Raw genomic sequence first — 12,433 nt, 5'->3', positions numbered from 1 at the left:
ATCGGAATGTATTGCGTAAACCTGTTCGACATACCGACCCCCGTTACGCATTCCCAACCGCGACGGTCTGCCATATTGATCACAACGCGCAACAGCGCTCGTCGAATTTGGTATCATCGGGCAGCAAATAGCCGTTGTGGATTTCCGCGCTGCCGCATAGCGTCATCGCCAACTACAAAAACTGTGCAGCCTGATTGTTTTGTACGCGGCGACTGCAACAAGTTTCGACAAAGGAAGAAACAGGGAGACAACGGCCATGACCGACACCGTCAATCATCAGGTGCTGCTCGTCGAAAAGCCCACAGGAAAATTGGGGCCTGAGCATTTCAAACTATCAAAGGGACAGATTCCCGAGCCGAAGGATGGCGAAGCGCTGCTGCGCGTGCGTTACATCTCGCTCGATGCCGCCAATCGCGCATGGATGCATGGCGCGACCTATCGCGCGGCTGTCGAGGCCAATACGGTGATGGCGGGCGGCGCCATTGCCGAAGTCGTGTCCTCGAAGTCGCCTGCGCTGAAGCCCGGTGACATCGTGTTCGGTGACACCGGCTGGCAGAATTACGCGGCGGTGCCGGCCAAGCATCTCAACAAGATGCCATCAATGGAGCCGATGACGCATCTGCTCAGCGTCTATGGCATCGCCGGACTCACCGCCTATTTCGGCCTGCTGGATGTCGGCAAGCCCAAGGCAGGCGAGACCGTCGTCGTCTCGGCGGCGGCCGGCTCGGTCGGCTCCATCGTCGGCCAGATCGCCAAGATCAAGGGCTGCCGGGTGATCGGCATCGCCGGCGGCAAGGACAAATGCGACTGGCTGACCAAAGAACTCGGCTTCGATGCCGCGGTGGACTACAAGGACGGCGCGGTGTTCAAGGCGCTGAAGGCGGCTGCGCCGGGTGGCATCGATGTGTATTTCGACAATGTCGGCGGCGACATTCTCGAGGCTTGTCTCGCACAAATGAATCTCAACGGCCGCATCGCCTGCTGCGGCGCCATCTCGCAATATGACGGCGCGCCCTCGGCGACCGGCCCGCGCGGCGTGCCCGGCCTGATCGTGGTGAAACGCCTGATCATGCAGGGCTTCATCGTGATGGACTATATGAACCAGCGCGAAAAGGCTTTGACCGATCTGCAGTCCTGGGTCGCCGCGGGCAAGCTCAAGGTCCAGGAAGACGTCATCGACGGGCTGGAGAACACGCCGCAGGCACTGATCGGTTTGCTGGCCGGTGAGAACCGGGGCAAGCGGATGGTGAAGGTGTAGTTCGTATCCTTTCTGTTCCTCGTTCTTACGATCTCGCGTAACGCTCTCAGTCGTCATGGCCGGACTTGTTCCGGCCATCCACGTCTTCCTTGTGGCCAAGTCGTGGATACCCGGCATGCGCCGGGCATGACGGCGTCAGGTTTGGGCGTTCGCGCGTCACGTTATTTCAGATTCAAATTTCAAACAGCCACTGCTCTTCAGACATGCGTCATCACCCCCATTGTTTGCGGCGCGGGGGCGCCGTCGTCTCTTGCATTCCCGCCCCCTTGTGAGAGGGCGTGCGGAACGCCAGGTGCCCTTTGCACCCTTGGGCCTGATGCGATGCGGTCTTCCGCAATTTAGAGTGCATCAGGACTTTCGGAGGCGCCGAGCGATTGCCCAGCGTTCCGCCTACGGTGTTTTTTCGGTTGCTTGCACTTTGCCTCAGCGAACGATCCGATCACCGAATTAAAGTCCCAAGGCGATGGGAAGGGAGCCTCAAGCGAGTAAGCCGAGCGCGTTTTGACTTGGTCGTCCGTCACACTGTCCAGGAGTCTGTCGATCCCAAGGCCGGCCGTCTCCTTGCCAGTGGCAGTGCTGGCGCAGATCCGTCCTGCCCGAAGACAGACGTCACCCGTGAACCGCGTGACGCCGCATGACGCCGCATCTCCGGCGTCCACCGCATCCCACCCCGCGAACGTGACGATCGCGATCGCCCCTCTCGGTGGGGCAGGACGGAGGGGAATATAATCAAGGAAGGGATGTTGTCAACGGAGAATAGGAAAAAATGTTTGGGCGCTGTCTTGCCGCGCCAAACTGTCATTCCGGGGCGTGCGCGCATCTTTGCGCGCGCGAACCCGGAATCCCCACATGGGAGTCTCCGACAGCGCAAAACACTCTGGGATTCCGGGTTCGCGTCCGGCAAGTGCCGGCCGCCCCCCCCCCGGAATGACAGTGGGGAGCCATGCAGATTGCGACGCGCGCCCTCGCCGCGGCGTCCTATCCACCCGTCCCGCGCTTTTGTATGACCTAGCCCTCACTCCCTCCACCGATATCTCGCAAGAAGGAAAATCCATGACTGATGCGGCGACTGACGCGGCCTATGCTGAACTCGAAGCCACCGGCTGGAGCATCATGGACGATGACGGGTTCATCCATTTCGTCGGCCCGATGTGGCACCGGATCGTCGATGGCATCAATGAATTCGCCATTCTCGGCCAGGACAAACACCGCAACCGCCGCGGCGTGGTTCAGGGCGGGGCGGTGATGACCCTGGCCGACCGGAGCTGCGGCATGGCGGCGCGCGAGGCTGCGGGGGTCGAGGCGCTCGCCACGGTCCAGATGGATACTTATTTCGTCGATGCCGCGCGGATCGGCGACCTGATGATCTCCCGGCCCAAGGTCGTGCGTGCCACCAAGAGCCTGATCTTCATGAGCACCGAGGTCAGTGTGAACGATCACGTGGTCGCCACGGCGCATGGTGTGTTCAAGACGGTCCGCGACCGCACCGATGCCGGGCGCAAGAACGACTGACCTGACGGCGCCGCGGATTTTCGTCATCTTCACGGATTTTTTTTCGCACGCGGCGGAACGAAAGCGCGATCAGCTCGCTTAGCAAAGACATGCGAACCAAAACAGTTTTTACGCGACCTATATTCGTATTCGATTGATCACGTTTAGACTGACCGATGCTTTCGACCCGAACCATCCCGGCCCTGTGGCCCATGGAACCGGCGATCAAGGTTCAAATCCCATGGCCCAAGACGCTGCCGTAAACGACGCCGCCCTCCCCGCCACCGTCCTGGTCGTCGAGGACGATGTACTGCTGCGCATGTTTGCGGTCGAAATGATCGAGGAAGCCGGCTTTCGGGTGATCGAGGCGCAGGATGCTGACGCTGCGATCCGCGTGCTCGAAGCACGCAACGATATCCGCATCATCTTTACCGATATCGACATGCCCGGCTCAATGAACGGGCTCAAACTCGCCCATGCGGTCGCCAATCGCTGGCCGCCCATTCGCATCATCGCGACATCAGGCCACTTCAGGATAGGCGAGCGCGACCTGCCGGATGGCGGTCGCTTCATTGCCAAACCCTATCGGCAGCACCAGATCATCGGCGCCCTCACCGAATTCGCTAATCCCCGCAGCGCATTCGGCGTCTGATAAGCTCCGTTCGCAATTGCGCTCACGCTTGACGCCTCCACACCGCCCGGTCACCCTCGGTTGCTAGATACCAGCTATCGGCGGGGGCAGGCGATGTGGGCATCACTCAAGAACTTTCTCGATAGTTCCATGTTTGCCCCGCACGGCATTTGCCTGCTGTGGGATCCCGGTCTGATCTGGCTTCATGTCGGCTCGGATGCGCTGATCGCCGCGGCCTATTTCTCGATCCCCGTCGTACTCACGATCTTCGTCTGGAAGCGCCGCGATGTGGAGTTCGGCTGGATCTTCTGGGCCTTCGCACTTTTCATCATGGCCTGCGGCCTGACCCATGTGATGTCGATCTACACGCTGTGGGTTCCGGCCTATGGCGCCGAAGGAATCCTCAAGGCGATCACCGCCATCGCCTCGGTCGTCACCGCAGCGATTCTCTGGCCACTGCTGCCACGGCTGCTGGCGATCCCCTCGCCTGCGCAATTGCGCGAAACCGAACTGGCGCTGATCGAGGAAGGCCGGCACCGGCGCGAGGCCGAAGACATGCTGCGCCATACGCAGAAGATGGAAGCGATCGGCCACCTCACCGGCGGTGTCGCCCATGACTTCAACAATCTGCTGACCATCATCATCGGCAATCTCGAAATCGCCGAGCACAGCATCTCGACCTGGACGGAATCGTCGCGCGATCGCCTCAGGCGCGTCATTGCCAGCGCGGCCGGCGGCGCGCAGCGCGCCGTGGTGCTGACGCAGCGCCTGCTCGCCTTCGCACGCAAGCAGCCGCTCGACCCGAAGACCATCAATGTCAACGGATTGCTCCACGGCATGTCGGATTTCTTCCAGCGCACATTGAGCGAGAATATCGATCTCGAAATCGTCGGCGGCGCCGGGCTGTGGCAGGTCGAGGTCGATCCGAGCCAGATGGAAGCCGCCATCCTCAATCTCGTGGTCAATGCACGCGACGCCATGGCCGGCCAAGACCATCTGAAGATCGGCAAGCTGACGATCGAAACCAGCAACGCTTTCATCGACGAGATCTACGCCCTGCAGCATTCCGATGTCGTCATCGGGCAGTATGTCCTGATCTCGGTGACGGACACCGGACCGGGCATGCCCAAGGACGTGCAGGAGCGCGCGTTCGACCCGTTCTTCACTACCAAGGAGCCTGGACAGGGCACCGGCCTCGGCCTGAGCCAGGTCTACGGCTTCGTCAAGCAATCCGGCGGCCATGTGAAGATCTATAGCGAGGTCGGCGAAGGCACGACCATCAAGGTCTATCTGCCGCGCAGCAGACAGCATACGGAGCAGGCAAGCGAGATCGAGAGGCGCATCGTCGGCAGCAAGGGCAACGAGACTGTGATGATCGTGGAGGACGATCCGGATGTGCGGTCCTACCTGGTCGAGACGCTGGAAGGTCTCAACTATCAGGTCCGCGAAGCCGGCAATGCCGACGCAGCGCTGGCCGATTTTGCCGCTGACCCCGAACCGTTCGACCTGCTGCTGACCGATATCGTGATGCCCGGCATGAACGGGCGACTGCTGGCCGACGAGATGCAAAAGCGGCAGCCGAAGCTGAAAGTGCTATTCATGACCGGCTATTCGCGCAACGCCATCGTGCATCAGGGCCGGCTCGATCCCGGCGTGTCGCTGCTACAAAAGCCGATCACGCAAGCAGCGCTCGGCGGCAAGGTGCGCGAGATGCTTGACAAGCGGTAGAGGTTAAGGGATTCGCCTGACGGGCACGGCACCGCGCGTCCGCTCTGCCTGACGCCGCATATCGCTCAGGGTCGCGGCGGCACGCGACGTTTCGTGACCAGCGAGCCAGAGCTCGAAATCCGGCACCGGCAGCGCAGGCGAATAGACGAAGCCCTGAATGACATCGCAGCCGAGTTCGGTGAGAATCCGGCGCTGCCCCTCGGTCTCGACGCCCTCGGCGACCACGATCATGTCGAGGCTCTGGCCGACGCGTATGATGGCGCGCGTAATCGCCAGCGCACTCGCCTCGCTTTCAAGACCACGCATGAAGCTGCGATCGATCTTCAACTCACGGATCGGCAGATGCGCGAGACGGCTGAGGCTGGAATAGCCCGTGCCGAAATCATCCATCGACAGCTGCACGCCGGATTTGCGAATTTTCTCCATGGTCTCGACGGCGGTCGAATGCTCGCTCATCACCACGCCTTCGGTGACCTCCAGCATCAGCATGTCCGGCGACAGGCCGTTTTCGGCGATCACCTCGCCGACCAGCGTGGCGAGATCGCCATTCTGGAAATTGATCGGCGACAGATTGACCGAGACGCTGGGCACGTCGACGCCATTTTTGCGCCAGGCCGCGACCTGCCGGCATGCTTCGCGCAGCGACCAGGTGCCGATCAGCTCGATCAGACCGTATTCTTCCGCAAGCGGGATGAATTTCGAAGGCGGCACTTCGCCGAGCACCGGATCGGACCAGCGGGCTAGCGCCTCGACACCGTAAAGGCGACCGTCAGCGCGGATCTGCGGCTGATAGTGAAGCCGCAACGCGCCCTGCACGATGGCATTGCGCAGCGCCGTACTGAAGGCGAGCCGCTCCTCGCTGACGCGGTTCATCTCCGCACTGAAGAAACGATAGGTCGAGCGGCCGGCCTGCTTGGCTTGATACATCGCCGCATCCGCATGTTTGAGCAGACCGTCGATATCACCGGCATTGTCGGGATAGATGCTGACGCCGATACTGGCCGATACCGGCACCAGCTTGGCGCCAAGCTGCATGGGCGGCAGCAGTGTCTCGAGCAGGCGGCTGGCGATCAAGGCGGCGCCTTCAACATCGCAATTCGGCAGCACAATGACGAATTCGTCGCCGCCCTGCCGGCTCAGCGTATCAGCCGGCCGGATCTGCCTGCAGAGTCGTTGCGTGACCGCGACCAGCAACTCGTCGCCAATAGAATGACCGAGCGTGTCGTTGACGTCCTTGAAGTGATCGATATCGAGGAACATCACGGCAATGCGGCCCCGTGGCTTGCTCTTGTCGATCAGCCCCGTCAGGATCTGGCGCAGTTGCGCGCGGTTCGGCAGGCCGGTCAGCGCATCGAAATAAGCCAGACGCGCGATTTCGCTGCGGGCCTCATGCCGTTCAATGGCCAGGGCGCACAGATGCACACAGGCATCGACGATGGTCTGGTGCCAGCGCGTCGGGCCCCGTATCTCGCTAAAGTAGAACGCAAAGGCGCCGATCACGCGACCGTCCCGCGCCTTGATCGGCGTCGACCAGCAGGCGCGCAAGCCGGCTCCCAGCGGCAGACTCTTGTAGGGCTGCCATCGCGGATCATTGGCGATATCGGTGGCCAGCACCGCGTGGCCCAGAAAGGCTGCCGCGCCACAGGACCCGACATCGGGACCGATGGCGATACCGTCAATGATCGGTGCAAAAGCTGGCGGAAGGCTGGGACCGCCGAGCGGATGGAGCCGACCTTCCGCATCCACATGCAGCACCGACGAGACGATATCGGGCGCGATGGCTTCGACGCGGTGGCAGAGATCGCCGATCACATCCACGACCGGCATGTCATTGGCGAGATTTTCCAGCACATGATGCTGCAGCGAATGGATCTGCTTGCTCTCGGTGATGTCGTCGAGCACCGCGACGAGATGCTCGACCTCACCGGCTTTGTTGCGGCCTGCGTTGACCGTGCTTGAGATCCAGATCTCGTGACCGTCCTTGTCATAGACGAGGATATCCTCTTGCCCGTGTCCTTCGGCATCGATCTGCGCGTGAAACCGCTCCAGCGTTTCGTTGTCGGTATACTCTCCGGTCAGCAAATCCCGCGGGTGTTTGCCCGTCGCTTCCGCAAGCGTGTATCCGAACAGCTCCGTGAAAGCGTCGTTGACATAGACGATGGTCATGTCGCGTTTGGAGACCATCACGACACGATCGGTCTTTTCGGCAACCAGTGCCATCAGCGCATTTTGGTCGCGGTCACGGACATCGTCCGTCACGTCGCGGATGAAGTTGATGTAGAGCGTCTTGCCGGCATAATCGACGCGTGAGATCGAGAAGGCGCCCCAGGCCTCGCTCCCGTCCTTGCGGCTGATCCTGAACTCGCGGCGGCCCTTGACCGCCGTCCGGGGGTCCATGGCAGACTTTGCCGCGATCACTCCATCGAGATGTTCGCGCACGTCGAGCGGCACAAGGACGCTGACCTGGCGGCCAACGACTTCGTCGCGGCAATATCCCCACATCCGCTCGGCCGCGGCATTGAAGTGCCGAATCTGGTTGTCGATACCCGTGATCACGACAGCATCGACCGCCTGTTCGAACGCCGAGAACAGTGCCTTCGCAGCTTCACTGGGCTGGCCGACGGGACTTGTAGGCATGAAACGACCTTCGATCACGGGAGCCGCGTGAGCACGACGACAACTGTCTTCGTTACAGCGGCGATGTCATTCGCTGGTACGAGTGTATTCGAACTCCAGTAGCTAAGAAGTTCGTTCGATCTCATCTCGAGGGGCCGGAATACCGGATGTCGTTAACAACGCGTTAACGACGGTCGTCAACTTCTCGAGATTACATGGCCGCAAGCGCACCCGGCCACATTTCCTCTTGCGCAGCTTCGGCCCGGCGCTCGTCGACCAGCGCCGCCCAGCATTCGGCATGGCGGGCCACCAGCCAGGCTTCGAGATCGAATGCGGACAGTGCAGGCGAATACAGGAACCCCTGAATGACGTCACAGCCCAGCCCGGCCAGAATCCTGCGCTGCTCTTCGGTCTCGACGCCTTCGGCCACGACCGTCATGTTGAGGCTCTGTCCGACGCACACGATGGCGGTGGCGATCGCCAGAGCACAGACCTCGGTCTCGATACCGCGCATGAAGCTGCGATCGATCTTCAGCTCGCGCACCGGCAAATGCGCCAGGCGACTCAAGCTCGAATAACCGGTGCCGAAATCGTCCATCGACAATCCGATGCCCGCCGCGCGGATCTGCATCATGATCTCGATCGCGGTCGTGTGTTCGCTCATCACCGCGCCCTCGGTGACTTCGAGCATCAGCCTGTTAGGCGCCAGCCCGTTTTCCGCGATGATATCGGAGATCAATGCCGGCAATCCCGGATTCAGAAAATTGATCGGCGACAGGTTGACGGAGACGCAAGGCACATCGAGCCCTGCCTTTTGCCACGCCGCAATCTGCCTGCACGCCTCGCGCAGCGACCAGACACCTATCTGTTCGATGAGGCCGCATTCCTCCGCGAGCCGGATGAACTTCGCCGGTGACACATCGCCCAATACAGGATCATGCCAGCGCGCCAGCGCCTCGACGCCGTAGAGATCCCCGCTGCTCGCGCGGATCTGCGGCTGGTAGTGCAACCGCAGGCCGCCTTGTGCAAGCGCGTGGCGCAAAGCGGCGCTGAGACGAAGGCGCTCCTCATTCACGCGATCCATGTCGTTGCTGAAAAACCGATGCGTGGAGCGGCCGGCCTGCTTCGCCTTGTACATCGCCGCATCGGCATATTTCAGCAGACTATCGAGATCGCGGGCATTGTCCGGAAACATGCTAATGCCGGCGCTGGCAGAAATCGGCACCTGATGGCCGCCGAGCTGCAGCGGAACCGACAGTGCCTCAGTGAGACGGCCCGCGATGCGCGAGGCCTCGGCCGCGATACAGTTCGGCATCAGGATGATGAATTCATCGCCGCCCTGACGACTGAGGATATCGCCAGGCCGGATGTGCTGATGAAGCCGCTGTGTGACGGCGACCAGCAAGTCATCGCCGACAGCATGCCCCAGCGTATCGTTGACGTCCTTGAAGTGATCCAGGTCAAGAAATATCAGCGCCATCTGTGCATCTGCGGGGCATTCCGCGACGGCACGCTCCATCAATTGGCGCATATGGGTCCGGTTCGGCAGACCGGTGAGCGCATCGAAATAGGCAAGCCGCGAGATTTCGTTGCGCGCTTCCTCACGCTCGATGGCGACCGCGGCGAGATGAACACAGGCATCGACGATACCGTGATGCAAGCGGCTGGGTCTGCGACATTCCCTGAAATAGAATGCGAACGTGCCGATGACGCGCCCATCCTTGGTCTTGATCGGCATCGACCAACAGGCCTTCAGACCGGCAGCCAGCGGTGCACTGTTGTATGGCAGCCATAGAGGATCGTTTTCGATATCGGTGACCAGAACAGGCTCGCCGTGAAAGGCCGCGGTCCCGCAGGAGCCTACATCCGGTCCGATGGCAACGCCGTCCAGCGCCTGCGCATAACCTGCCGGAAGGCTTGGTCCTCCCAAAGGATGCAGCAATCCCGCAGAATCGACATGTAGCACCGAACAGACGACATCGGGCGCGATCTGCTCCACCTTCCGGCAAAGATTGTCCATCACGTCGAGCAGCGGCTGCTCATCGGCCAGCGCTTCGAGAATGTGATGCTGCAGCGACTGAAGCTGCTTGCCCTCGGTGATATCGGTCATCAATGCGACAAGGTGCTGAAGTTTTCTATCCGCGTCATGAATCGCATTCAAGGCGACCGAGACCCAGACCTCGTTGCCCACCTTGTCGTAAAGGAGAATTTCGTCTTCAGCAGAACCTTCCGTTCTGATCTGCTGGTCCAGATATGCGAGCGTCGCCTGGCTGGTATATGCGCCGACGAGGAACTCCTCGGGGATGAGTCCCGTCGCTTCCTCCAGCGAGTAGCCGAACATGCCCGTGAAGGCGTCGTTGATATAGCAGATCCGTGCATCGCGACCCGCAATGTAGATAGCGCGTTTCGTCTTGTCGGCCACGAGAGACAGCCGGATAATCTCTTCCCTGCGCTTCACCTCCTCCGTCACATCGCGGACGAATCCCATATAGGTGATCGCGCCATTCACCTCGACGCGCGACATCGACAGCGCTCCCCAGATCGTGCTGCCGTCCTTGCGTTCGATTTTCACCTCGCGGCTGTGACCGACGATGCGATTGGCGCCGGTCGCGCGGTTCGCGGCGATATATCCGTCATGCTGCGACCTGATAGCCATCGGCACCAGAAGGCTGATATTTCGCCCGAGCACTTCATCGCGCTCATAGCCCCACAACCGTTCGGCGGCGGCGTTGAAATGGGTCACGCTATTCGTGCTGTCGATCATCACGACAGCATCGATGGCCTGCTCCAGCCCGGCGAGCAGCGTCCTCGCGGCATCACTCTGGTCGACATGCACCAACGTCATAAACGCAACTCGCAATTACTTTGCTCAAACCATCGGACCGTCGTTGAAATGACCCGATCACCGGCTTTCAGCCGAGGTGGTGCAATCGTATGTGCGAGACGTCGCCAAATTGTTTTGCGCGGCGCCTGAGTTTCAGAGGGCCGCGAACGTACTTAAGGTTCGGATAAAACCACGCAGCCAGAGAAGGACGCACAATGCACCACGCAACCTTCGATAGATCGTGCGTCGTTCAAGCGGTATCCTGACGCCGAAAGAATGCGCGAAAGGACTTAGTGGGCTTCGGCCGCGAGCACGGCTTCGACGCGGATTTCCTCCGTCAACCTTGCTTTCAGGTCGGAAAAGGCTGGTGTGGTCTTGATTGTGTAGTGCCGCGGGTGCGGCAAATCGACCGGAATGTCAGCCTTGATACGACCGGGACGTGCAGACATCACCACGGTTCGCGAAGCAAGAAATATCGCCTCTTCGATATCGTGGGTGACGAAGATAACTGTCTTGCGCTCGCGCTCCCAGATGCCGAGCAGCAATTCCTGCATCAGGGCGCGGGTCTGGTTGTCGAGCGCGCCGAACGGCTCGTCGAGCAGCAGGATTTTCGGATCGTTGGCGAGCGCGCGTGCAATGGCCGTGCGCTGCTGCATGCCGCCTGAGAGTTGCTTCGGGAAATGATTGGCGAAACTGGTGAGGCCGACTTTCTCCAGCCACTGTTTGGCGATGTCGTTGCGTTCACGCTGGGACACACCGCGCTCGCGCAGACCGAAGGAAATATTCTCCGACACCGTGAGCCAGGGAAACAGCGTGTAGGACTGGAACACCATGCCGCGATCGGCGCCGGGACCAGTAATGGCCTTGCCGTCGAGCATGATGCGGCCGGTGGTCGGCGTATCCAGCCCGGCGACCATGCGCAGCAGCGTGGACTTGCCGCAGCCGCTTGGTCCGAGGATCGTGACGAAGTCATTATCCGCAACGGAGAGATTGGTCGGCTCCAGCGCACGCGTCGGCGTGCCACCGCGCACGGCAGGAAAAATCCGCGAGACGTTGTCGATGACGAGCTTGCTCAAATGATGCTCCACGGAAACAAGCGCCGGTTCGCAGCCTTGAACGCATAGTCCGAAATCAAACCGATGATGCCGATGACGATGATGCCGAAGATGATCTGGCCGGTGGCCAGCAGCGCCTGGCTGTCGATGATCATGTGGCCGATGCCCGAGGAAGAGCCAATCAGTTCGGCGACAATGACATAGGTCCAGGCCCAGCCGAGCACGAGGCGCAGGATTTCCGCGATCTCAGGCGCGGCGGACGGGATGAGAACGCGCTTGAGCACCCCGGCGTCTCGCGCGCCCAGCGTCAGCGATGCCTCGACGAGATCGCGGCGCACGCTGCCGACACTGACGGCGACCATCAGGATGAGCTGGAACACCGAGCCGATAAAAATCACCAGCAGCTTCTGCAATTCGCCGATGCCAGCCCACAGGATCAGCAGCGGAATGAAGGCAGAGGCTGGCAGATAGCGCGCAAAGGAGACGAAGGGTTCGAGAAAGGCTTCGATCGGCTTGTAGGCGCCCATCAGAATGCCGATCGGCACCGCAAACAGCGCCGCCAGAACGAAGCCGCCGATCACGCGCCAGATGGTCATGCCGATATCGTGCAGGAAGCCCTGCTTCACCAGCAGAAACCAGCCGTCCTGCAGCATGGTCCACGGATTGGCGAGAAAGGTCTTGGAGACGAAGCCGCCAAAGGTCGCATAGGACCACGCGGCAACGAACAGCACAAAGAACGATATGCCGAGCACCACGCGCGCGGTGGATGAGATGGGGGCGAGTGGTTTCATGCTGCGTATTCGATGCTCATGATCGTCATTGCGAGGAGC

The 12,433-nt window shown here is 60.9% G+C and carries 8 protein-coding genes; 4 read left to right on the top strand and 4 right to left on the bottom strand.

The window, feature by feature from the left end; translation table 11 throughout:
• The first annotated feature begins 256 nt into the window (after window positions 1-256).
• From SFY93_RS06455 to SFY93_RS06440, 4 genes are all read left to right on the top strand, one after another.
• The gene (locus SFY93_RS06455) at window positions 257-1,258 is read left to right on the top strand and encodes an NADP-dependent oxidoreductase (protein WP_320446462.1); all 1,002 of its coding nucleotides are present in this window, start codon (window positions 257-259) and stop codon (window positions 1,256-1,258) included.
• A gap of 1,053 nt (window positions 1,259-2,311) precedes the next feature.
• Entirely contained in the window at window positions 2,312-2,770 is a 459-nt protein-coding gene (locus SFY93_RS06450; RefSeq protein WP_320446461.1) for a PaaI family thioesterase, read from the top strand.
• A 220-nt stretch (window positions 2,771-2,990) separates the two neighbouring features.
• Window positions 2,991-3,401: a response regulator gene (locus SFY93_RS06445; RefSeq protein ID WP_320446460.1), complete on the top strand. Its 411-nt coding sequence runs from the start codon at window positions 2,991-2,993 to the stop codon at window positions 3,399-3,401.
• A 129-nt stretch (window positions 3,402-3,530) separates the two neighbouring features.
• On the top strand, window positions 3,531-5,108 hold the full coding sequence (locus SFY93_RS06440; RefSeq protein ID WP_320446459.1) for an ATP-binding protein: 1,578 nt from the start codon (window positions 3,531-3,533) through the stop codon (window positions 5,106-5,108).
• Window positions 5,109-5,111: 3 nt separating this feature from the next.
• Here SFY93_RS06440 and SFY93_RS06435 read toward each other — a convergent pair whose 3' ends face one another.
• The 4 genes from SFY93_RS06435 to SFY93_RS06420 all read right to left on the bottom strand — a co-directional run bounded on the left by SFY93_RS06435 (window position 5,112) and on the right by SFY93_RS06420 (window position 12,394).
• Window positions 5,112-7,745 carry an EAL domain-containing protein gene (locus SFY93_RS06435; protein ID WP_320446458.1) on the bottom strand — a complete coding sequence of 878 codons (2,634 nt, stop codon included), beginning with the start codon at window positions 7,743-7,745 and terminating at the stop codon, window positions 5,112-5,114.
• Window positions 7,746-7,935: 190 nt separating this feature from the next.
• Window positions 7,936-10,569 (bottom strand): EAL domain-containing protein, encoded by a 2,634-nt coding sequence (locus tag SFY93_RS06430; protein ID WP_320446457.1) that lies wholly within the window; start codon window positions 10,567-10,569, stop codon window positions 7,936-7,938.
• Window positions 10,570-10,838: 269 nt separating this feature from the next.
• The gene (locus SFY93_RS06425) at window positions 10,839-11,624 is read right to left on the bottom strand and encodes an ABC transporter ATP-binding protein (RefSeq protein ID WP_320446456.1); all 786 of its coding nucleotides are present in this window, start codon (window positions 11,622-11,624) and stop codon (window positions 10,839-10,841) included.
• Window positions 11,621-12,394: an ABC transporter permease gene (locus SFY93_RS06420; protein ID WP_093761596.1), complete on the bottom strand. Its 774-nt coding sequence runs from the start codon at window positions 12,392-12,394 to the stop codon at window positions 11,621-11,623. Before SFY93_RS06420 ends, SFY93_RS06425 begins: the two co-directional genes overlap by 4 nt.
• Between the last annotated feature and the right edge of the window lie 39 nt (window positions 12,395-12,433).

It is taken from the genome of Tardiphaga sp. 42S5 (assembly GCF_034044155.1).
Classification (GTDB): domain Bacteria; phylum Pseudomonadota; class Alphaproteobacteria; order Rhizobiales; family Xanthobacteraceae; genus Tardiphaga; species Tardiphaga robiniae.
Note: the sequence above shows the minus strand (reverse complement) of the source record. Positions and strands in the feature narration are given on the sequence as shown.

Bases quoted from the DNA above. Each gene is read 5' to 3' on its own strand.
- SFY93_RS06440 (WP_320446459.1), top strand. From the start codon at position 3,531: ATGTTTGCCCCGCACGGCATTTGCCTGCTGTGGGATCCCGGTCTGATC.
- SFY93_RS06450 (WP_320446461.1), top strand. From the start codon at position 2,312: ATGACTGATGCGGCGACTGACGCGGCCTATGCTGAACTCGAAGCCACC.
- SFY93_RS06435 (WP_320446458.1), bottom strand. From the start codon at position 7,745: ATGCCTACAAGTCCCGTCGGCCAGCCCAGTGAAGCTGCGAAGGCACTG.
- SFY93_RS06455 (WP_320446462.1), top strand. From the start codon at position 257: ATGACCGACACCGTCAATCATCAGGTGCTGCTCGTCGAAAAGCCCACA.
- SFY93_RS06420 (WP_093761596.1), bottom strand. From the start codon at position 12,394: ATGAAACCACTCGCCCCCATCTCATCCACCGCGCGCGTGGTGCTCGGC.
- SFY93_RS06430 (WP_320446457.1), bottom strand. From the start codon at position 10,569: ATGACGTTGGTGCATGTCGACCAGAGTGATGCCGCGAGGACGCTGCTC.
- SFY93_RS06445 (WP_320446460.1), top strand. From the start codon at position 2,991: ATGGCCCAAGACGCTGCCGTAAACGACGCCGCCCTCCCCGCCACCGTC.